17 protein-coding genes and 1 pseudogene are annotated in these 22,360 nt (G+C 66.5%); 9 read left to right on the forward strand and 9 right to left on the reverse strand.

What is annotated here, in order from left to right; all coding sequences use genetic code 11:
- Window positions 1-368 (reverse strand): chemotaxis protein CheB (locus BGN95_RS08335; protein ID WP_286772343.1); only part of this gene is annotated, 368 nt, incomplete at its 3' end.
- Between the two features lie 152 nt (window positions 369-520).
- Here BGN95_RS08335 and BGN95_RS08340 point away from each other — a divergent pair.
- The 8 genes from BGN95_RS08340 (at window position 521) to phoU (ending at window position 9,254) form a co-directional block, all read left to right on the forward strand.
- The gene (locus BGN95_RS08340; RefSeq protein ID WP_286772344.1) at window positions 521-2,308 is read left to right on the forward strand and encodes a sensor histidine kinase; all 1,788 of its coding nucleotides are present in this window, start codon (window positions 521-523) and stop codon (window positions 2,306-2,308) included.
- The gene (locus BGN95_RS08345; protein WP_286772345.1) at window positions 2,301-2,690 is read left to right on the forward strand and encodes a response regulator; all 390 of its coding nucleotides are present in this window, start codon (window positions 2,301-2,303) and stop codon (window positions 2,688-2,690) included. The genes BGN95_RS08340 and BGN95_RS08345 overlap by 8 nt, the downstream gene beginning before the upstream one ends.
- Before the next feature lie 276 nt (window positions 2,691-2,966).
- The gene (locus tag BGN95_RS08350; RefSeq protein ID WP_286772346.1) at window positions 2,967-4,655 is read left to right on the forward strand and encodes a hypothetical protein; all 1,689 of its coding nucleotides are present in this window, start codon (window positions 2,967-2,969) and stop codon (window positions 4,653-4,655) included.
- Window positions 4,656-4,771: 116 nt separating this feature from the next.
- Window positions 4,772-5,806, forward strand: coding sequence for a phosphate ABC transporter substrate-binding protein PstS (gene pstS / locus BGN95_RS08355; protein WP_286772347.1), 1,035 nt, complete (start codon window positions 4,772-4,774; stop codon window positions 5,804-5,806).
- Window positions 5,807-5,891: 85 nt separating this feature from the next.
- Complete coding sequence (gene pstC, locus BGN95_RS08360; RefSeq protein WP_179515453.1) at window positions 5,892-6,827, forward strand: phosphate ABC transporter permease subunit PstC; 936 nt, start codon at window positions 5,892-5,894, stop codon at window positions 6,825-6,827.
- 5 nt (window positions 6,828-6,832) lie between these two features.
- Window positions 6,833-7,675, forward strand: a complete 843-nt coding sequence (pstA, locus tag BGN95_RS08365; protein WP_286772348.1) for a phosphate ABC transporter permease PstA — start codon at window positions 6,833-6,835, stop codon at window positions 7,673-7,675.
- Window positions 7,672-8,550, forward strand: a complete 879-nt coding sequence (locus tag BGN95_RS08370) for a phosphate ABC transporter ATP-binding protein (protein WP_179515454.1) — start codon at window positions 7,672-7,674, stop codon at window positions 8,548-8,550. The genes pstA and BGN95_RS08370 overlap by 4 nt, the downstream gene beginning before the upstream one ends.
- An 8-nt stretch (window positions 8,551-8,558) precedes the next feature.
- The gene (gene phoU, locus BGN95_RS08375) at window positions 8,559-9,254 is read left to right on the forward strand and encodes a phosphate signaling complex protein PhoU (protein WP_179515455.1); all 696 of its coding nucleotides are present in this window, start codon (window positions 8,559-8,561) and stop codon (window positions 9,252-9,254) included.
- A gap of 13 nt (window positions 9,255-9,267) precedes the next feature.
- On the opposite strand, the gene BGN95_RS08380 is transcribed toward phoU, so the two are convergent.
- Genes BGN95_RS08380 through BGN95_RS08390 form a run of 3 tightly spaced genes read right to left on the reverse strand, consistent with a single transcriptional unit; the run spans window position 9,268 to window position 14,697 of the window.
- The gene (locus BGN95_RS08380; protein WP_286772349.1) at window positions 9,268-11,157 is read right to left on the reverse strand and encodes a glycoside hydrolase family 2 protein; all 1,890 of its coding nucleotides are present in this window, start codon (window positions 11,155-11,157) and stop codon (window positions 9,268-9,270) included.
- Window positions 11,158-11,178: 21 nt separating this feature from the next.
- On the reverse strand, window positions 11,179-12,345 hold the full coding sequence (uxuA, locus tag BGN95_RS08385; RefSeq protein WP_286772350.1) for a mannonate dehydratase: 1,167 nt from the start codon (window positions 12,343-12,345) through the stop codon (window positions 11,179-11,181).
- Between the two features lie 42 nt (window positions 12,346-12,387).
- Window positions 12,388-14,697 carry a TonB-dependent receptor gene (locus BGN95_RS08390; RefSeq protein ID WP_286772351.1) on the reverse strand — a complete coding sequence of 770 codons (2,310 nt, stop codon included), beginning with the start codon at window positions 14,695-14,697 and terminating at the stop codon, window positions 12,388-12,390.
- Window positions 14,698-14,889: 192 nt separating this feature from the next.
- Between BGN95_RS08390 and BGN95_RS08395 the strand changes: the two genes are divergently transcribed.
- Window positions 14,890-15,678: a FadR/GntR family transcriptional regulator gene (locus BGN95_RS08395; RefSeq protein WP_265313701.1), complete on the forward strand. Its 789-nt coding sequence runs from the start codon at window positions 14,890-14,892 to the stop codon at window positions 15,676-15,678.
- 15 nt (window positions 15,679-15,693) lie between these two features.
- Here BGN95_RS08395 and arr read toward each other — a convergent pair whose 3' ends face one another.
- The 5 genes and pseudogenes from arr to BGN95_RS08420 form a co-directional block, all read right to left on the reverse strand.
- Window positions 15,694-16,122 (reverse strand): NAD(+)--rifampin ADP-ribosyltransferase, encoded by a 429-nt coding sequence (gene arr / locus BGN95_RS08400; protein WP_286772352.1) that lies wholly within the window; start codon window positions 16,120-16,122, stop codon window positions 15,694-15,696.
- Window positions 16,123-16,139: 17 nt separating this feature from the next.
- Window positions 16,140-18,527, reverse strand: coding sequence for a glycoside hydrolase family 31 protein (locus BGN95_RS08405; RefSeq protein WP_286772353.1), 2,388 nt, complete (start codon window positions 18,525-18,527; stop codon window positions 16,140-16,142).
- The gene (locus BGN95_RS08410; RefSeq protein ID WP_286772354.1) at window positions 18,527-19,780 is read right to left on the reverse strand and encodes an MFS transporter; all 1,254 of its coding nucleotides are present in this window, start codon (window positions 19,778-19,780) and stop codon (window positions 18,527-18,529) included. Before BGN95_RS08410 ends, BGN95_RS08405 begins: the two co-directional genes overlap by 1 nt.
- A 77-nt stretch (window positions 19,781-19,857) precedes the next feature.
- A pseudogene (locus BGN95_RS08415) lies at window positions 19,858-20,753 on the reverse strand (DeoR/GlpR family DNA-binding transcription regulator).
- Entirely contained in the window at window positions 20,648-22,165 is a 1,518-nt protein-coding gene (locus BGN95_RS08420) for a glycerol-3-phosphate dehydrogenase (protein ID WP_286772355.1), read from the reverse strand. The pseudogene BGN95_RS08415 and the gene BGN95_RS08420 overlap by 106 nt, the downstream one beginning before the upstream one ends.
- Window positions 22,166-22,360: the final 195 nt, after the last annotated feature.

Consider the following 22,360-nt stretch of genomic DNA (forward strand, 5'->3'; position numbering starts at 1 on the left):
GCGCCGATCGTGCGGCTGCCATAATGGATCGCCGCCGAGCGGAACAAGGCGTTGATCGCGGGGCGCGTGCGGTTCTCGTGCGGCCCGCGGCGCATCAGGATCCGTCCCGGCCGCAACAGAAGATGCTGATCCGGCGCCGCGACATAGATGCGCCCGCGCTCGATCTCCTGCCCGTCGACCGGGGAGAGCGCGCGCAGCGGCCCCATCTTGTCGAGCAGATGTGGCAGGACGCTGCGCGCCGACGGCGACAGATGCTGCACGACGAAAATCGCGGCCGGCAGGTCCTCGGGCAGCCCGGCACAAAGCCGCTGCAAGGCACCCACCCCGCCCGCCGACGCGCCGACGACGATGATATCCCTGGTCGGCATCGTGTCTCCTTGCGTGCGGCTTAAGGGAAGAGAACGAGCCGCCGCCGCCGAAGGGTGCACAAAAACTAACTTATTTTTCTGCGTCTTTGCTGCTGATCCGCGCTTTCGTGCGTTAGGTTAACGGGAAAGCCAGGGAACGCCCAGGGAGCGCGATGCCAGATCAAGCGGATTCGACCGTTGGCGGGAGGATATTGCTCGACGAGATCGAGCAATTGCGCACCGCGCTCGAAGCCGCGATCGAAGAGAATGATCGGCTCGCCGAGGACCGCGACCGGCTGCTGCGCCGCGTCTCCGCACTGTCGCGCGATCTGCAGACGGCACATGCCGCCCGGGCGGAAGCCACCCCCGCCCCGGCCGCGCAGGTCCGCGAGCATCAGAACCAGGCCGAGATGGAATTGCGCTCCGCCTTCGAGGAGCTGCAGGTGCTGACCGAGGAATTGGAGCTGGCCAACAACAGCCTCCATCACACCAATCAGGAACTCGATGCGCGGATCGAGGAACGGACGTGCCAGATCCAGGAGATCAGCGCCGCATTGCGCTCGACCGAAGGGTCGCTGCGCACCGTCGCCGATCTGGTGCCCGATCTCTTGTGGCGCACCGATGCGGCCGGCGAGGCGGATTGGTTCAACCAGCGCTGGTTCGAATATACCGGCGATTATGCGGCCGATCCGCTCGGCAAGGGCTGGATCGAGGCGCTGCATCCGCTCGATCGCGAGTCGGCGCTGGCCTCCTGGGCCCAAGCGATCAAGGCCGGCACGCCCTGCCAGCAGCAGAAGCGTATCCGCGCCGCGGACGGCGATTATCGCTGGTTCCTCATCCGCGCGGAGCCGATGCGCGACGAGCAGGGCACGATCACCGCCTGGTTCGCCGCGGCGACCGACGTCCACGAACATCATATCGGCATGGAGGCTTTGCAGCAGAGCGAGCTGCGGTTCCGCACCCTGGTCGAAGGCATGCCGCAACTCGTGTGGCGCGCGATCGAGGGCGGGAAGTGGACCTGGTCGAGCCCGCAATGGACGCGTTATACCGGGCAGAAGGAAGAAGCGAGCCACGCGACGGGCTGGCTCGACATGTTCCACCCCGACGATCGCGATCATGCAGTCGAGGCGTGGTCGCGCGCGCCGGACGCCGGCAGCCTTGAATTCGAAGGGCGGATCTTCCTCGCCGCGGAGGGGCGCTATCGCCATTTTCGCACCCTCGCCTCGCCCGTCCACTTGCCCGAAGGCCCGATCCTCGAATGGCTCGGCACGTCGACCGATGTCGACGATCTGCTCCAGCTTCAGGCGCAGCAGGAAATATTGGTCAAGGAGTTGCAGCACCGCACGCGCAACGTGATGGCGGTGGTGCAGGCGGTCGCCGGTCGCACGCTCAAGGAAAGCCAGTCGCTCGAGCAATTTGCCGAACGTTTCGAAGATCGCCTGCAAGCACTCGCGCGGGTCCAGGGGTTGCTGTCGCGGCGCGCGAGCGGGCTGCGCGTCACCTTCGACGCGCTGGTGCGCGAGGAATTGTCGGCGCTGGTGACGCTGGACGCGGACGGCAAGGGCAGGCAGGTTACGCTGCGCGGCCCCGCTGGCGTCCCGCTCAAGTCCGCGCTGGTCCAGACACTGGCGCTGGCGCTGCACGAGCTTGCTACCAATGCAGTCAAGCACGGCGCGCTGTCGCAGCCCGACGGACATCTCGATATCTGCTGGGAAATCCGCGAACCCAAGGCCGATGAGCATCGCTTGTTCATCGACTGGCGGGAAAGCGGGATGAAAGGGATGCGCGACAGCGACGTCCTGCCGCAAAGCGACGGCTATGGCCGCGAACTGATCGAGCGCGCTCTGCCTTATCAGCTTCGCGCGCGCACGACCTTGGGGATCGACGCGGGGGGCGTTCATTGCACGATCGACGTGCAGGTGCCGGTAGGGGACCGCATCGGGGAGAAAATCGATGGCTAGTCAAACGCTGCAAGGTTGCCGCATTCTGATCGTCGAGGATGAATTTCTGCTCGCGGACGATCTCGCGCATGTCCTCGACGATGCCGGCGCGACGGTGCTCGGCCCGGTGCCCAGCGTGCGCGACGCGCTGGAGTTGATCGCGGGCGAGAAGGCGATCGATTTCGCGGTGCTCGAAGTCAATCTGCACGGCGACATGGTGTTTCCGGTCGCGGATGCGCTGGTCGCACGCAGCGTGCCCTTCGTCTTCGCCACCGGCTATGACGAATGGTCGCTCCCCGAACGTTTCTTCACGGTGCCGCGGCTGGAAAAGCCGTTCCGGCCGGAGCGGCTATCGAGCAAGCTCGAACCGCTCATCTCATGCGGCGCGCAACAACACCATTAAATTGCCCGGAAAAATCCGCACGGCTGCGATCGTGCGTTGAGCGCCGATTCTCGCCAGCTTGATGAAGCACCTAGGGGATTCGTGTGACAATTTGATTGCAGCACGATGTCTCCGCGACGGCGGATGATATTATCTTATTGAATAATAACGCCTTACTTCCGCACACCGTTCTTTGCTGCGGCGCCCGTCACTGTCCCTGAACTGTCACATAACGCGCCTATTCGCGGCGCCACGGGAGACGAAATAGCGCCATGACGCACTTGAAAGGGCGGTTTGATGAGACGGGTTCTTCTGCTTGGCGTGTCGGCGGTATCGCTGACATGCGCGACTCACGCTTGGGCTGATCCCGCCGCGGCGCATCGCTGCGTGAAGGGAAGCAAATCGCGCGCCTGCCGCGCCGCGCGGCGCGGGGCCGGCACCGACAGCAGCGTCCGCGAGGAGATCGCGCAACTCCGTGCCGAAATCGCCGACCTGCGCCAGCAGCTCGCCGAACAGACCGCGACCACCACCCGCCTCGCCGCCGCCCCCGCGCCGGCCCCCGCCCCGGTCCAGACGAGCAACGCGGCCGACACCGCCGCGATCGCCACGCTGACCGAGCAGAATGCCGATCTGCAGCGCCGCGTCGCCAAGATGGAGAAGCCCGATCGCCTGCCGTTCAAGGGCATTTCGATCACGCCCGGCGGCTTCCTCGAAATGACCTCGATCTACCGTACCCACAATCAGGGCGCGGACATCGCCTCCACCTTCAACAATATTCCGTTTCCGCAGAGCCACGTCGCCAATACGCACGAATTCCGCATGACCGCGCGGCAGAGCCGCCTGTCGCTGCTGGCAGAGGGCGATGCGTCGAAGCAGACCCACCTCGCCATGTACGGTGAGTTCGATTTCCAGGCTGCCGGCGTCACCGCCAACTCGAACCAGAGCAATTCCTACAGCCCGCGTATCCGCAACCTTTACGGCACGATCGACCAGAAGCTCGGCAGCGGCGACATCACTGCGCATGTCCTGTTCGGGCAGAATTGGTCGCTCGCCACGATGAATTCGAAGGGCATCACCCCGCGCGCCGAGGTGACGCCGCCGGTGATCGAAGCGCAATATGTCCCCGGCTTCACCTTCACGCGCCAGCCGCAGGTGCGCGTCGCGGTGGATTTCGACAAAAAATGGTGGTTCGCGCTCTCGCTTGAAAATCCGCAGACGACCTTCACCGGCACCGTTCCTTCCGGCTTCCCGGATCTCGTCACCACCGTGCCCGCGGGCAGCGGCTTCGGCGGGAACGGCATCGCGGAAAACGCGATTTCGGCCAATCGCTACCCCGACGTGATCGGCAAGGTCGCTTATGAGGGCAAATTCGCCGGGCGCACGCTGCACATCGAAGCCTTTGGCATGGTGCGCGATTTCTACGAGCGGCTGAACGGGACGAACCATGACGTCCGCGGCTGGGGCGCCGGCGGCAGCATCGGCACCCAGATCATCCCGGGCGTGCTGGACGCGCAGTTCAGCGGCACCGTCGGCGACGGGATCGGGCGCTACGGCGCCGCCAATCTCGCCGACGTGACCTTCAACCCCGATGGCACGCTGACGCCGCTGCGCGAATATATGCTGCTCGGCGGGCTCACCGCGCATCCGACCAAGATGCTCGACATCTATGTGTTCGGCGGCGAGGAATGGGAAGACGCGCATTGGTCGACCGTCAACGGGGTCAATTACGGCCTCGGCAACCCGAACTTCAACGGCACCGGATGCCTGATCGAGGGCTCGCCGCTGCCGTGCACCGTCCAGACCAGGGCGGTGAAGCAAATCACCGCCGGCTTCTGGCAGCGTGCGTTGCAGGGGCCGTGGGGCCGCGTCCAGCTCGGCCTGCAATATAGCCGCACCTGGCGCGAGACGTTCAACGTCAATCAGGGCGGCGCGCCCACCGCGACGCAGAACATGGGGTTCTTCAGCATCCGCTATTACCCGTTCTGATCGCGGGCTGAACTGTCACAAACTTGTCATCGAATGCGCGCAGAGCGGTTTCGGATGAGCGTGGGGGCTTCCAACGCGAATCAGGCCGCTCGCATTCGGCAGCTTATGGAGCAAATATGTTCAAGAAATTCGTGATCGGCACTGCGGCCGTGGCCGTTGGGGGCGCCGCGATTGCCGCCGACATCTCGGGTGCGGGGGCGACCTTTCCGGCGCCGATCTACGCGCGCTGGGCGGAAATCTACAGCCAGCAGGCCGGCCAGCGCCTCAACTATCAGGCGATCGGCTCGGGCGGCGGGATCAAGCAGATCAAGGCCAAGACGGTCGATTTCGGCGCCAGCGACAAGCCGCTGAAGCCCGCCGAGTTGCAGGCCGCGGGGCTCTATCAGTTCCCGACGGTCGTCGGCGGCGTCGTGCCGGTGGTCAATTTCAACGGGCTGCGCGCCGGCCGCCTGCGCCTTACCGGGCAGGTGCTGGGCGATATCTTCCTCGGCAAGATCCGCCGTTGGAACGATCCGGCGATCACCAAGCTCAACCCCGAGCTGAAGATCCCGGGCGCGGCGATCACCGTCGTCCACCGCTCGGACGGGTCGGGCACCTCGTTCCTCTTCACCTCCTATCTGGCGATGAAGAACGCCGAGTGGGCGAAGAAGGTCGGCGCGAGCGACGCGGTGGAATGGCCTACCGGGCTCGGCGGCAAGGGCAATGACGGCGTGACCGCGTTCGTCAAACAGACCGCAGGCTCGATCGGCTATGTCGAATATGCCTATGCCAAGCAGAACAAGCTGCCTTACGTCTCGGTGCAGAACAAGGCGGGCAAGTTCGTCGCGGCGGATGCGGCCAATTTCGCGGCGGCGGCGGCCGGTGCGCGCTGGGCGAGCGCCCCGGGCAATTATCTGCTGCTGCTCGATCAGCCGGGCGCGCAGGCGTGGCCGATCACCGGCGCGACCTTCATCCTGCTCCAGCGCAATCAGGCCAATGCGGCCAATGGCGCGGCGGTGCTGAAGTTCTTCGACTGGGCCTATAAGAACGGCGATGCCGAAGCGGCGAAGCTCGATTTCGTGCCGCTGCCGGCCGCGGTGAAGGCCGCGATCCGCCGCCAGTGGGCGACCAACGTCACCTCGGGCGGAAAGCCGGTTTACGTCTCGCGCTGACGCCAGCGACCGGACCGAGCGGCGCGCCTCGCCTCGCGAAGCGCGCCGCTTTTCGGCATTCAATGTAACGGGCAAGGAACTGGGGATGCACAATCCCGCGATCGGCGGTCGGGCGCCGCTGGGGGAAGATATCTTCCGCTGGCTGTGCCTTTCCGCCGCGACTCTGCTTCTCGCGATCCTCGCGGGGGTGGTGGTCAGCCTCGCGATCGGCGGCTGGCCCGCCTTCGCCAAATTCGGGTTGGGCTTCCTCACCTCGTCGACGTGGAATCCGGTCAGCGACATTTATGGCGCGGCGGGGCCGATCGTCGGCACGCTCGTCACCTCGTTCCTTTCGCTGGCGATCGCGCTGCCGCTCGCGATCGGGGTCGCGGTGTTCCTCACCGAATTCGCCCCGGCACGGATCGCGCGGCCGATCGCAGTGGCGATCGAGCTGCTCGCGGGGATCCCGTCGATCGTCTACGGCATGTGGGGATTGTTCGTCTTCGCGCCGTGGTTCGCTGAGAATGTTCAGCAGCCGCTGGCCAATTCGGTCACCCCCGGCTCGCTGATGGACACGCTGACCCAGGGCATCCCCAACGGCGCCAATATCTTCACCGCCTCGATCATCCTCGCGATCATGATCCTGCCCTATATGGCGGCGGTGTTCCGCGAATTGCTGCTCACCGTTCCGGCGCAGGTGCGTGAGGCGGGATACGGCATCGGCTGCACCTCGTTCGAGGTCACCGCGCGGATCTCGATCCCCTATGTCCGCACCGGGGTGCTCGGGGTGATCATGCTCGGGCTCGGCCGCGCGCTTGGCGAGACGATGGCGGTCACCTTCATCATCGGCAACGCGCACGGCTTCCCCAAGAGCCTGTTCGACTCGGGCTCGACGATCGCCTCGACGATCGCCAACGAATTCGCCGAGGCGAGCAGCGACATGCACAGCGCCGCGCTGATCGCGCTGGGGCTGGTGCTGTTCTTTATCACCTTCGGCGTGCTCGCGCTCGCGCGCCTGTTGCTCGCGAGGTCGATGCGATGACCCGGATGACCGCACGCGCCCGCCGCCGCTCGATCATCAACACGATCTTCGTCACCGCCTGCGGGCTCACGGCGGTGATTGCGCTCGGCGCGCTGGCGCTGATCGGCTGGTCGCTGCTCACCAAGGGGATCGGCGGGATCAACGGCGATCTGTTCACCATGTCGCAACCCGCGCCCGGATCGCGCGGCGGCTTGCTCAACGCGATCACCGGCTCGGTCATCCTGTGCCTGCTGGCGATGGTCTTCGCGGTGGTGATCGGGGTGCTCGCCGGCACGTGGCTGTCCGAATATGGCGGGCGAACCAAGCTCGGCCATGTGGTGCGCTTCCTCAACGACGTGCTGCTCTCCGCTCCGTCGATCTTGATCGGCCTGTTCGTCTACGAATTGCTGGTCCGCAACGTTGTCGGGCATTTCTCGGCGCTGGCCGGCTCGGTCGCGCTGGCGATCCTCGCGGTGCCGATCGTGACGCGCACCACCGAGGATATCCTGCTGCTCCAGCCCGCGGCGTTGCGCGAGGCGGGAATGGCGCTGGGTGCGACGCGCGCCTTTGTCGTGCGCAAGATCGTCTGGCGCTCGGCCGCCACGGGCCTGCTCACCGCCGGGCTGCTCGGCTTCGCACGCATCTCGGGCGAGACCGCGCCGTTGCTGTTCACCTCGCTCGGCAATCAGTTCTTCAGCGTCAAATTGCTCCAGCCGATCGCGAGCCTGCCGACCACCATCTTCCAGTTCGCGCTCAGCGCCTATGACGACTGGCAGCGGCTGGCCTGGGCGGGCGCGCTGCTGATCGCGGCATCGGTTCTGGCCATCAACATCGCGGGACGCGCGATCATCCACGGGAAATCATCATGAGCCTGCTCGATAGCGAGGCGGTCGAAACCTACGAACGATCGATCACCGCGCCCCCGGCCGACAATCTGGTGCTCGAGGCGCGCAACCTCGATTTCTTCTACGGCAAGAAGCAGACCCTGTTCGGGGTCGACCTCCCCGTCGAGAAGAACAAGATCACCGCGCTGATCGGCCCTTCGGGCTGCGGCAAATCGACGCTGCTGCGCACCCTCAACCGGATCTACGAGCTCTATCCGGGCCAGCAGGCGACCGGCCGCATCATCCTCGACGGGCAGGACGTACTGGCGGACAAGGCCGGCATCGCCCGGCTGCGGGCGCGGGACGGCGATGCGGTGGAAGTAACGCCGAACAAAATGGACCTCGCCACGCTGCGCGCCCGCGTCGGCATGGTATTCCAGAAGCCGACGCCGTTCCCGATGTCGATCTACGACAATATCGCCTTCGGGGTGCGCCTCTACAAGCGCATCCGCGGCGCGGAGATGGACGAGATCGTCGAGCGCGCGCTGCGCCGCGCCGCTTTGTGGGACGAGGTGAAGGACAAGCTCAAGGAATCGGGTCTCGGCCTGTCGGGCGGCCAGCAGCAGCGGCTGTGCGTCGCGCGCGGCCTGGCGATCGATCCCGAGGTGCTGCTGCTCGACGAGCCCGCCTCCGCGCTCGATCCGATCTCGACCGCCAAGCTCGAAGACACGCTCAACGAACTGGTCGGCAATGTGACGATCGTGATCGTCACGCACAATCTGCACCAGGCGGCGCGGCTCGCGCAGCATACCGGGTTCATGTTCCTCGGCCGGATGATCGAATTCGGGCCGACCGAGGAATTCTTCTCCGCGCCGAAGCTCAAGCGCACGCGCGATTACGTCACTGGCCGATTTGGGTGAGATAGAAGATGGACGAAAAGACCGGCAACGGCGATCGCCACACGGTCGCGGCGTTCGACGTGGAGATGGGCGGCCTGCGCGCGGCGGTGATCCGCATGGGCGGGCTGGCCGAATTCGCGCTCGCCAACACGCTCGCCGCGCTTGAGAAAGGCGACAATGTGCTCGCCGCCAAGGTGGTCGAGGAGGATAAAGCGATCGATGCGGCCGAAGCCGAGATCGATCAGCTCGTGCTGCAGACGCTGGTGCGGCGTTCGCCCTTCGCCGACGATCTGCGCGAAGTGCTGATGGCGCACCGCGTCTCGGGCTATCTCGAGCGCGTCGGCGATTATGCCAAGGGCGTCGCGCGACGGCTCGAGCAGGTCCACTCGCCCGCCGAACGGCAGGCGGCGAAGATGCTCGGCGAGCTCGGCGCGCGCTCCTACGACATGCTGGTCGGCGCGCTCAATGCTTATGCCGCGCGCGACCCGCAAAAGGCCAAGCAGATCTACGAAAGCGACGCGCGGATCGACGAGGAATATCGCCGCGTGTTCCTCGTCCTGCTGACCCAGATGGCCAACGACGCCGCGACGATCCCGGTGATCGGCCAGCTGCTGCTTGCCGCGAAAAGCCTCGAACGGGTCGGCGATCAGGCAACCAATATCGCGGAGATGGTCTATTTCACCTACACCTCGGAGAAGCTGGAATCGCGCCACACCGCGGGGTGAGCGCCACCGCCGGTCAGCGTTCGCCGGCCGGCGCGGCTTCCTTCGCACGGTAATAATCGGCCAGCACCCCGAATGCGATCTTGCGCTGGCCGGTTTCGGAAATCAGCCCCTTGCGGTTCCAGCCCTGCTGGAAATCGGGATTCTGCCGCCGCGGCGAGCGGAAATCCTTGAGGATCCACGGCGACATCCCGCGCAACGTCGGCAGGCGATCGGCCATGCGCAGCGTCTGGCGATAATAATCGGCCTGGAATTCCTCGGAGAATTTCTGCGGGCCGGCAAGATCGTGGAACCCCGCCTTGGCATCCGCGCCGAATTCGGAAAAGACCAGCGGCTTGTTCGCCGGGACATGCCACACGCTGCCCGGCAGATCGGCGAGGCGATCGGGGGTGTACCAGCCGTTATAGGTATTGATCGCCAACACATCGAGCGCGTCCGCCAGCGGATCGGCAAGCGTCATGTCGAGCTTGTCCGGCGATCGCTCGACGAGCAGCGCGGCGCTGACCAGCCGGCTGTCGTCCAGCTTGCGCACGTCCGAGACCAATGTGCGCAGGAAGGTATTGCGCGCCTCGGTCACCGGGGTTTCGTTGGCGACGCTCCAGATCGCGATCGCCGCGCGGTTGCGATCGCGCAGGATGTTTTCCGCGAGCATGTTGCGTGCGGTCGCCAAAGTATCGGGGTTGGACCACGCGACCCGCCAATAGACCGGCACCTCGCTCCACACGATCAGCCCGAGCTCGTCGGCGGTCCGCGTCATCACCTCTGAATGCGGATAATGCGCGAGGCGGACGAAATTGCCGTGCAGCCCGTCCTTGATCTCGCCGAGCAACGCGCGCGCGGCGGCCGGGGTGATCGCGCGCGTCGGATCGGTCCCGAGTTCCTCCTCATGGAGCGAAATCCCCCGCAGGAACACCGGCCGCCCGTTGAGCAGGATATCGGCGCCGCGCACCTCGATCGTGCGGAAGCCGATGCGATCGCGCCATTGATCCTCGCCGGCATCGATCGTCACGTCATAGAGCTTGGGATGTTCGGGCGACCAGCGCACCAGCCCGCGCGGCGCGGCGACGGTCGCGCGCCAATTGCCCGTCGCATCGGTCTTGCCGGCGAGGTCCAGCCCCAGCGCGGCGATGCGTAAATGCACCGCGCGGCCCGCTGCCCCGGCCCCGTCGAGATGCGCGTCGACCGCCAGGCGGCCGTCGCGCGTCAGCCGCACCCAGGCATCGTCGACATAGGTATCGGGCGTGGCGATTAGCCGCACCGGGCGGGTGACCCCGCCGTAATTTTCCCAGTCGGTGACGGGAGGCGGCACCGTCGCTTCGGTCGCCTGCGAATCGACCCCGATCGTAATCTGGTTCTCGCCGTCGCGGAGCCATTGGGTCACTTCGAACGCGAAGGGGGTGAAGCCGCCCTCGTGCCGCCCGAGCGGCCGGCCGTTGAGATAGACCCGCGTCGCATAATTGGCCGCGCCGAAGCGCAGGAAGTACCGCCCCTTGCGCTGCGCCGGCGCGGGGAAGGTGCGCTGATACCACATCAGCCCCTGATAATGACGCAATTCGGGCGCCTCGGTGAGCCACGACGACGGCAGCGTCGTCACCGGCGAGCGCGCGAGATCGAATTCGTAGAGCGTCCGGCTGTCGCGCGCCATCTCACGACGCACGTCGACATCCTGATAGCGCAATTGCCCGCGATCGGGAGGCTCACCGTGGAAGCCAGCGATCCCGGCGCGGAACGGATCGATCGAATAATGCCACGGGCCGGAGAGGTCCATGCCGCCGCGCAAGTCCGCCGCGACGAGCCGCGGGCCGGATGCCGCGGTGGCGAGCGGCAGTGCCGGCGCGTCGGCGGTCTGCGCCAGCACTGGCGCGGCCCCGAATAGCATCGTCGCGATCGCGATCCCGATCCGCATCTTCCACTCCCCTTTTTCGCGTCAGCCGCGGGCGAAGGCGATCCCGCGTTCGACCCCGCGCAATTCCGCCAGCCCGCGCATGCGCCCGAGCAGCGAATAGCCCGGGTTGGTCCGCCGGTTGAGATCGTCGAGCATCTGGTGGCCGTGATCGGGGCGCATCGGGATCGAACGCCTCTCGCGCCGCTGCAGCGCATGCACCGCGCCGATGATCGCGACCATATTGGCGTCGCCTTCAAGATGCGCCGCCTCGTGGAACCCGCCCCCCGCCTCGCGCTGCACCGCGCGCAGGTGAAGGAAACCGATCCGGCTTCCCAGCCGCTCGACCATGCCGGGCAGATCATTGTCGGCACGCACCCCGAACGATCCGGCGCAGAAGCACAGCCCGTTCGAGGCATTGGGCACCTCGGCGAAGAGATGCGCGACATCCGCCTCCGTGCTCACCACGCGCGGCAGCCCGAAGATCGGGAACGGCGGATCGTCGGGATGGACGACCAGCCGGATGCCGACCTCATCCGCCACCGGGCAGACCGCCGCGAGAAACGCGACATGGTTCGCGCGCAGCCGATCGGCATCCACCTCGGCATAATCGAGGATCGCGGCGCGGAATTCGTCGATCGTGAAGCTTTCCTCGCTCCCCGGCAGCCCGGCGAGGATCGTCGCGGCCAGCGTTTCGCGCGCGTCCTCGTCCATTGCGTAAAAGCGCCGCGCGGCCGCCTCGAGCGTGGCGGCATCATAGTCCGCCTCGGCGCCCGGCCGGCGCAGGATATGGAGATCATAAGCCGCCAGCACCTCGGGCTCGAAGCGCAGCGCAAGCGCGCCGTCCGGCAGCGGCCATGCGAGATCGGTGCGGGTCCAGTCGAGCAGCGGCATGAAATTATAGGTGACGACGGTGATGCCGCACGCCGCCAGGTGGCGCAGGCTCTGACGATAATGATCGATCAATTCGTCCCAGTCCGGCCCGCGCGTCTTGATCCCTTCGTGCACGGGGAGGCTTTCGACCACCGTCCAGCCGAGCCCCGCCGCGGCGATCATCTGCCGGCGCGCCTCGATCGCCGCGCGCGGCCAGACCGCGCCGTTCGGCACCTCGTGCAGCGCGGTCACCACCTCGGTCGCGCCGCACTGGCGGATATCCCGTAGCGATACGGGATCGTCCGGGCCGAACCAGCGCATCGTCTGCGTCATCAACATGCCAGAAACCACTCCTCCGGCCCGGTCTTCATCCGCTGCCCCTCAGAAATTGAAGCCGAGCCGCAGCCCGCCGTACCGCCGGAAATCGCGCGGCAACACCGCCTGCGTCGCCTGCAACCCGCCGAAATTGCCCGCAGTATTGACCAGCGACGGGAAATATTGCTGGTCGAACAAATTGTTGATGAAGCCGACCAGTTCCCAGCGGCGCTGCTCGTCGCGCACGCCCAGCCCGATATTGACGATATGATAGCCGCGCTGGAAGGTCTCGGGGTCTTCCGCGACATAATAGACGCTGCTCTGATATTGCCAGTTGAGCTGCGCCACCCCGCGCAGATCGTGGCCGAGCGACGGCGAATAATCCGCCCCGACCGAGAATTTCCACTTCGGCGCCTGTATCGCGCGCGCGCCGGTGAGGTCCTGATAGGCCGGGCGTGCCGGGGTCGTCGGGGTTGCGGGCACCGCCGGGACGCAGCCCTGTGCCTGACTCTGGTTCGGCCAGCATTGCGCGACCGGGAACGACGTATATTTCGCGTCGAGATAGGCCAGCGAGCCGGTGAGGGTCAGATCCCCCAGCCGCGCCGAGCTATCCAGTTCGAGCCCCTTGGTATTGAGGCGGCCAACATTGGTCAGACGATAGTTGGAGGTGCCGTCCGACAGCGTCTCGATCGTCTGCGCCTGCAGATCCTTGTAGGTCGTATCGAAATAGGTGAGGTTGACCGTCAGGCGCCGGTCGAAGAACTGGGTGCGCGCACCGATTTCCTTGTCGCGCGACCGCTCCGGCCGGATCGGCCCCGCCGCGGCGCGATTGGCGTTGAAACCGGTGGTCAGATCGTAAGTCTGGCCCTTGTAGCCGGTCGAATAGGTGCCGAACAGCATCAGCGTCGGCGTCAGCTCATATTTCAGGCTGACGCGATAGGTGCCGGCGGTATCCTCCGCGCTGCCGCTGTAGAAGGTATGCGCGAGATTGTCGCGGAAGGTATAGGAAACCCGCTCGTTCTGGACCCGCCCGCCGCCGGTCAACGTCGCGTGCGGCAGGAACTCCCAATCCGCCTGGACGAACCCTGCGATCTGGCGCGAGCGCGACGTCGCATCCCAATTGGCGAGCGAGAATTGCGGCCCGCGATAGAAGGGCCGCTCGAAATTGACCCCGGCATAATAGACGCCGACGGTATAGCGGAACGGCTTGTCGCCCGGCGACAGCAGCCGCACTTCCTGCGTCAGCAGCCGCGAGCGGAAGGTGCCGATCTGGTTGTTGCTGCCATAAGGCCCCGGCGCCGACGTATCGTCCTGATCGAGATAATCGTTGAGCCGGAACTTGTCATAGGAGCTGATCGAAACGAGGTTCATCTCGCCCAGCCCGCCCTCGGTGCGGATATAGCCGCCATAGCCGTAATATTTAGTGCGCGAATTATAGTTGTTGCTGATGTCTTGATTGGTCTCGCTGATCGTCACGCCCGGGAAATTGGTCGCTTCGTTGAGCCCCGGCTGATTGCGCAGCAAGGCATTGGGGTTCATGCGGACGAACGGACGGCCGACGGTGGTGTTGCCGTTGAGATAATTGGCCGAAGCGGTGACGGTCACATTGGGCGCCGGCTCCCAGCGCAATTTGCCGCGCAGGTTCACCGCCTCGCGGCCGTTCACCCACTGGTTGTTGAAGAGATTGTGGACGTTGCCGTTGAAGTTCGAATAGCTCCCCGAGACGATATAGCCGAGCTGCTCCGAAATCGGCCCGGAGATGCTGAAATTGCCGCCATATTCCTGATCGGTCGTCGCCAGCAGATTGGCGCGGACATGCAATGTGTCGGTCGGCGCGCGGGTGATGATGTTGATGAGGCCGGCCGACGCCGACTTGCCGTAGAGCGTGCTCTGCGGCCCGCGCAGCACCTCGATCCGCTCGACATCGGGCAGATCGGTGAAGGCGCGCGCCTGGAAGGCGAGCGGCACTTCGTCGACCAGCACCGCGACGCTCGGCTCGACCCCGATGCCGAACGCGAAGGTGCCGACGCCGCGCAGCGACACATTGGCATTGACCGGGTGTTCGGCGGGACGGACGGTGAGCGACGGCGCGACATTGCCGAGATCCTGGAACTGCCGCACTCCGGCCAGTTCGAGCTGGCTCTGCCCGAGCACCGAGACGGCGAGCGGCACGCTCTGCACATTTTCGGCGCGCTTCTGCGCGGTGACGATGATGTCGCCCATCCCCGGCGTCTCGGCGGCGGGCGGCGGCGGCGGCGCGGCGGGCTGCGCGGTCTGTTCGGCATTGGCGGCGGTGTCGGCCAGTGCCGGCGATGCGCCCATCACCAGCGCGGCGACGAGCGCGGCGCGGCAGGTCGTATGGTGGAATCCAGCCATTTCATCCTCCCCTCAATAGCGAGTCGCGGGCTCTTCGACCCGATCGTCTGGGGCGGCAGCTAACAAATGGCCTGACCACATGCAAGCCTTAGTCGGCGATATTGTCCTTGCCACCTCGCCGAAGCTTCGCTGCCTGTTGCCCGTGCAGCACACTGCTGCTAGGCTCGCCAATGACTTATGCCGGCACAAAGATTGATCAGGCCAGTTGGGCAACCCGCCGCCGCGTCGGACGCGCCGGACGGCCGCAAACTCTATCAGCAGGTCGCCGCCGCGGTGGCGGAAGCGATCCAGCGTGGCGAGTTCGGCCCCGGGCAGCGCATCCCGTCGGAGCGCGAACTGGCGGAGGAATATAAGGTCAGCCGCCCGACGATCCGCGAGGCGATGATCGCGCTCGAGGTGATCGGTGTGGTACGCTCGCGCCACGGCTCCGGCATCTTCGTCGCGGACAATCCGCCGCTCGACACGCCGATGATCGGGCTCGATATCGGCGCCTTCGAGCTGACCGAGGCACGCCGTCTGTTCGAGGCCGAGGCCGCGGCGCTGGCCGCGGTGACGATCACCGATGCCGAGATCGCGACGCTGGAGCGGCTGATCGGCGAGATGGAGCGCGAAAATCAGGCGCATGTCTCGGGTGAACATGCCGATCGCGAATTCCACCTGACGATCGCGCGCGCCACGCGCAATTCGGCGGTCGCCGATGTCGTGCAATCGCTGTGGGATACGCGCTACAAGGCGCCCCTGTGCATGCATATGCTCGAACGCGCGCGCAGCGTGGGGGTGCAGCCGCGGATCGACGAGCATCAGGAAATCCTCGCCGCGCTGCGCGAGCGCAACCCCAAGGCCGCGCGAAAGGCGATGCGCGACCATCTCGGGCGCGTGATCGACGGGCTGCTCCGCGCCACCGAGATCGACGCGCTGGAGCGCGCCCGCGCCGAGGTGGAAGCGAAGCGCACCGATCTGGCGAAGCGCGTCGCGGTCTGATCGGATCGCGCCGCGTCAGTTGATGATTTCGGCGCGCCTGTCCGACTGTAAGGTCGCCAGCCTTTCTCTCCACATCTCAAGCGCTTCGGGCGTCAGTCTGGTCCAATCTTTGGCCTCTCCGACGATCTTGAGCGGGGCGCTGCTGCGATACGATCGGGTGGGATTGCCGGGAAACTTCTTGTCGGTCACGTTCGGGTCGTTCTCAAACGGCCCGGTCGGTTCCACGGCATAAACACGCGGAATCGCGTCGCCTCCGACGAGTTCCGCCGCGATCTCGGCGGCGAGCCCGGCACCGTCCACGAGCGCGGTGAAGTAGATGTGGTTCATCACCACCTCAGGCCGATAGTTCGACCGATATCCCGGGGTGAGGAAATCACCCACGCGCAAATCCGCGATCGTGCCGTGAAAGAACGGCCCCTCGTCCAGAACGTCGCTCGTCGTCATCACCTTACCCTGAGCCGCTAGACCCGAACCGTCATGCCCCGCCGTCCTTCATGCTCGGCCGGCACCCCGCCCTCGATCACCAGCGCGCGCGCCTCGCCCGGCGGGAGCAACAGCGTGATCGCATCGTCGCCCCAGCTCCCCGGCCCCTCGCGTCGCACCGTCGCCACGATACGCGATGCATCGGCGTCTCCGCTCACCGTCCAGCGATCGCACGGGCCCTCGCCGTCGCCGGCATCCTCGACGAACGAACAGGCGAACGCGCCCTCGCGCGGGGGAAACAGCCACAATCCGCGCCGATACGGCCCCGGGTGCCACCCACCTTGCGCCAGATCGACCGCAATCCCCGATCCGGCACGGGCGAGCAAGGGCGGCGGCCCGTCGAGCGGTGCGTCGAGCGTTGCGGTGGTGCCGCCGGCGAAGCGCGCCCCGCTCCACACATCGACCCACTCCGCCCCCGTCGGCACCCGCACCGCGCGCATCGCAGCACCCGGCTCGATCACCGGCGCGGCGAGCAGATCCGCCCCGAGCAGATGCTCGTCATTCTCCGCCCACGCCGCCGGATCGCCGGGAAAATCCATCCACACCGGCCGCACCATCGGCGCATAATCGGCATGATAGCGGTGCAGCAGATCGTAGAAGAACGGGATCAGGCGCTGGCGCAGCGCCATCAGCCGCCGGATCGCGGGCAGCGCCTCGGGATACATCCACGGCTCGTTGACGGTGCGATCGTCGTTCCAGCTGTGGATGCTGAAGCGCGGCATCAGCACGCCGGCCTGCACCCAGCGCACCAGCAGCTCGGGCGACGGCGCGGGGCCCGAAAACCCGCCGACATCATGCCCGCTGTTCGACACTCCCGACAAGGCCAGCCCGATCGCCATCCGCGCATTGTAGCGCAAGGTCTTCCATTCGGTGCGATTGTCCCCGCTCCACGTCTGCGCATAACGCTGCAGCCCGGCCATCCCCGATCGCGTGACGACATAGGGCCGCAGCGCGGGAAAGGCCTCAGCCTGTGCCCGTCGCGATGCGCGGGTCATCAGCAGCGGCTGAACCGGGCGCATCGCGGCGGCGGGACGCGCCGTGCCGAAGCCGGCGAAGCGCGCGCGCTTATCCCAGATCTCATATTCATTATTGTCGTTCCACGTCGCGACCATGCCGTGATCGAGCAATGCCCCCTTCACCTGCGCGCGCCACCAGTCCGCCGCGCGGGGATCGGTGAAGTCGATATAGCTCCCTGCCTCGTCCCAGAATTGCGCCTCGACCGGGCGCCCTTCCTCATCGCCGACGAACACGCCCTCGGCCGCGGCCTCGGCATAACGCGGGTGGCTCAGCAGCAGCGCCGGCTTGATATTGGGCACCAGCACGATCCCGGCATCGGCATAGCTTTGGACGAAGCCCGAGGGATCAGGGAATTTGTCGCAATTCCAATTGAATACATAGCGCTTCTCACCGATCGAGGTGTAACCGGACGAAAGATGGAACGAGGTGCAGCCGATATCGTGCTCGGCGAGCTTGTCGATGAACCCCGCCATCTGCACCGCGGCATCGGGCGCGTCGGTATAGCTCATCGTCGAGCCCGAATAGCCGAGCGTCCAGCGCGGCATCAGCGCGGGGCGACCGGTCAGCCAGGTGAAGCGCTGCGTCACCGCGAGCGGATCGGGGCCGGCGATCATCCATAGATCGAGGTCCCCGCTATCGGCGACCATATGGCGATAGGCGCCGTGATAATTGTCCAGCTCGCGCCCGAAATCGAAGGTGACGTCGGCAACCGTGTCGTAAAAGGCGCCGTGGCACCGCCCCTCGGCATCGGCCACCAGCAGATAGGGGATCGATTTGTAGAGCGGGTCGCTGTGCTCCGCATCATAGCCCATCGGATCGAGATTGGTCAGACGAAAGCGTCGCCCGGCGCGATCGCAATCGCCGGTGCGATCGCCCAGCCCGTAATAGCGTTCGCCCGGGCGCCGCACGCAATAATGATGCGCCCGGCCGTCCCACCAGCCGAAATCATAGGCCTGCGTCGGTCGATCGCTGGCCATCATCTGCCACGCCGTGCCGTCATAATGCGCCCAGGTGCAATGCAGCCCGCGAAGCGCGATCGTCACGCGCAACCGCGCGGTCTCCACGACGAGCGTGTCGCCGTCGGTCGCCACACCGAAATCGGGGCAGGCGAAGCCCGACACGCTCATGCGATCGCGCCCCGGCTCGGCGATATCCGCCGCGCCGGGGGCGATCGCCCAACTCGGTGGGCTGGTCAGCGTACCGTCGGTGAGCAGCAGCAGCCGCGCGATATCCTCCTCGAGCACGAAGAGATGCGCCACCGCGCCGGTATCGGCCGTGAGGGTCAGCCGGCCGGGCGCACGGTCGACGAGCGCGAACAGCGGCGGATTGGACAGGGTCGCGCGCTTCATCACTTGGGCTCCGCAGGAATGAGATGTTTGAGGCTGAGGATCAGCACCGCGGCGCCGATCAGATCGAACACCGAAAGCGCGGCGAACAGCGGCGCATAACCGATCCGGTCGGCGAGCTGGCCGATCAGCAACGAGAATAAGAGGCCGCCGATCCACCCCGCCTGCCCGATGAAGCCATTGGCCGTGCCGACTTCCTCCGCGGTGAAGACATCGGCCGACAAGGTATTGATCAGCACGGAGATCATCTGATGCGCGAAGCCCCCGACGCAGAACAGCGCGATCGCCGTGTAGGGGCTGACGGCGAGCCCGATGCACCCCGGCGCGATCATCAGCACCGCGGCGAGCGCGATCCCCGCGACCCGCGACTGGATCAGCCGCACGCAGAAGCGGCGCATCAGGAACGGCGAGAGATAGCCGCCGAGCACCCCGCCGAGATCGGCGGCGAGGAAGGGCAGCCAGGCGAACAGCGCGATCTGCTTCAGGTCCATCCCGCGTTCGTTCGCGAGATAGAGCGGAATCCAGAAGCTGAAGGTCTGCCACGCCGGCTCGGCGAGGAAGCGCGGGATCGCGATCGCGCGGAACTTGGCGGTGCGCAGGATCTCGCGCGCGGTCGCGCGGCGCGGCGGCACCGCCGGGCGGTCGGCGGCGATCAGCGCCTGCTCCGCGGGCGTGATCGCGGGATGCATCGCCGGGCTGCGGTAGAATGCATACCAGGCGGCCGCCCACAGCAGCCCGACCGCTCCGGTGACGATGAACGCCACCCGCCAGTCCGCCCATAAGGAAACCGCGATCACCACCGGCGGCGCGAGCAGCGCGCCGAGCGAGGTGCCGGCGTTGAACCACCCGACCGCGACCGATCGCTCGCGCGCGGGAAACCATTCGGCGATCGCCTTGATCCCGGAGGGCACCGCGGCGGATTCGGCGAGCCCGAGCAGCCCGCGGAACAGCGCGAGCCCGAGCCACCCCGCCGCCAGCGCGTGGAGCATATTGGCGACCGACCACGCCACGCCGAACAAAGCGAAGCCGGCGCGCAGCCCGATCCGGTCGACGATCGCCCCGGCGACCGGCTGCATCACCGTATAGGCAAGCTGAAATGCGCCGACGACATAGCTATATTGCTCGGTCGACATGCCGAGCCCGGTCTTGAGCTGCGGCGCGAGCACCCCGAGCGAATTGCGCGCGAGATAATTGGCGATCGTGCCGACGCAGATCAGCGCGACGATCCACCAGCGCAGGTGCGGTATCCGCCGCATGGACCTCCCCTCTCCCCGCCCATCCAAGGCGGTGTCGCCACCCGCCTAGCCAATTCGCCGGCATTTGTCGATATTGGTCAGGCCAGTTGTTCTTCGGTCGCGATAACCCTGGTGCCGGCGGCGGCGCAGGCGGCGGCGAGCGCCGGATCGTCGAGGCGATCGGTGACGAGATGATCGATCTGCGTCAGATCGGCGATGCGCACCGGCGCGGCACGGCCGAACTTGCTGCGATCGGCGGCGAGCACCACGCTGCGCGCCTGGGCGATAATCGTCTGCGAGACGCGCACCTCGTCGATGTCGAAATCGAGCAACGTGCCGTCATGATCGACCGCCGACGCGCCGATCAGCGCGATATCGACGCGGAAGCCGCGGATGAAATCGATCGCCAGCGCGCCGACCACCGCGCGATCGCTGGCGCGCACGCGGCCCCCGGCCACCACCACCTCGATCGTCGGGCGATCGGCGAGGATATCCGCGACGTTGAGATTGTTGGTGACCACCGCAGGTTGCGATGATCGACCAGCGCGCGCGCGATCGCCTCGGTGGTGGTGCCGATATTGATGAACAGGCTCGCGCCGTTCGGCACCAGCCCCGCCGCCGCGGCGCCGATCCGCGCCTTGGCCTCGGCCGCGACCTGTCGCCGCGCCTCGCGGTCGAGATTGTCGACCCCCGACGTGACGACCGCCCCGCCGTGCACCCGCGACAGCAAGGCGCGGCGCGCGAGCAGGTTGAGATCGCGCCGGATCGTCTGCGGGGTCACCCCCAATTCGCTCGCCAGCGTGTCGACCGCCACGCTCCCGGTGTGCCGCGCCAGATCGAGGATGCGCTGCTGGCGCCGGGCGACGACTTCGGGGAGTTCGGTCGCCATCACGCCTGCGCGAGATAAGCGCCGAGCCGCGCGGCGGTGCCGGGCGGCACGTGCAGCGCGAGCTTGCTGCGGCGATAGAGGATATCCTCCGCCGTCCGCGCCCATTCGCGCGTGCGCAGATAATCGACCTCGCGCATCGTCAGCCCGCCGCCGAGATCCTCGCCCAGATCGGCCATGCCCCGCGCGGTGCCCAGCAATATCCGGGCCTTGGTGCCGTAAGCCCGCGCCAGCCGCAGCACCAGCGCCGGCGGGAGATCGGGCCACTCGCGCTGCAATTGCGCGACGAAGGCGTCGAGATCGGCGCCGGGCATATCGCCGCCCGGCAGCACCGCGCCCGCGGTCCACGCCGCCCCCGCCTCGGGAAAGAAGCGCGCGAGCTCGCCCAGCGCATGTTCGGCGAGCTTGCGATAGGTGGTGATCTTGCCGCCGAACACGCTCAGCATCGGGGCGCGCGCCTCGCCCGCATCGAGATCGAGCACATAATCGCGCGTCACCGCCGAGGCATTGCCGGCCTTGTCGTCGTAAAGCGGGCGGATTCCGGCATAGCTCCAGACGATATCCGCCTCGCCCGGGGCGTTGCTGAAATAGCGCGCGACCGTCTCGAGCAGATAATGCGTTTCCGCCGCGCTGATCGTGGCGTCCGCCGGGGCGCCGTCCCACGGTTCGTCGGTGGTGCCGACGAGGGTGAACGCGCTCTGATAGGGAATCGTGAAGACGATCCGCCGATCGGGATTCTGCAGCATGAAGGCATGCTCGCCGGCATAGAGCCGCGGGACGACGATATGACTGCCCTTCACCAGCCGCACGCTGCGATGCGCCTCGGCATCGGGCACCCGCCTGAGCACGTCCGCCACCCACGGGCCGGCGGCATTGACCAGCACGCGCGCGCGCACGGTCTGCTCGCCCGCCGCATCGACGATCGTCGCGACCCAGCCGCCGTCCTCGCGCCGCGCGGCGAGAAGCTTGGTATGAGTACGGATATCGGCGCCGCGATCCGCCGCGTCGCGCGCGTTGAGCACGACCAGCCGACTGTCGTCGACGCGGCAATCCGAATAGACGAAGCCCTTGCCGCGCGTATCGCGCAGCCCCGCGCCATAAGGCGAGCGATCGAGCCGGATCGTCTCCGTCCCCGGCAACTTCTTCCGCCCGCCGAGATGATCGTAGAGAAACAGCCCCAGCCGCACCATCCACGCCGGCCGCGGCGATTGCGTCTGCGGCAGCACGAAGCGCAGCGGCGAGATGATATGCGGCGCCATCCCCCACAGCCGCTCGCGCTCGACCAGCGCCTCATGGACCAGCCGGATCTCACCATATTCGAGATAGCGCAGCCCGCCGTGGATCAGCTTGGTCGAGGCGGAGGAGGTGTGCGCCGCAAGATCGTCCTGCTCGACCAGCAGCACCGAAAGCCCGCGCCCCGTCGCATCGCGCGCGATCCCGGCACCGTTGATCCCGCCGCCCACCACCAGCAGGTCGACCGTCGCTTTTGCTTCGCCGTTCAATTCGTCTGCACCGTTCATCTGTTTCGTCGTGACCGATAGCATCGCGCGTGACAAAGCAGAAACTGGATGATCAAATTAAAATGCTGATCGCGACAAGGAATCGTCATATCGAGCAGCGTGACCGCACGCGTCGGATCGCGCACCAAGCGTAAGAGCCGGATTCATTTGACGTATTCCCCGGCGCTATTATTCATGGCGCGTACATGAATCGGG

The organism is Sphingomonas sp. 66-10, from assembly GCF_001897045.1.
In the GTDB taxonomy this organism is placed as follows: Bacteria; Pseudomonadota; Alphaproteobacteria; order Sphingomonadales; family Sphingomonadaceae; genus Sphingomonas; species Sphingomonas lycopersici.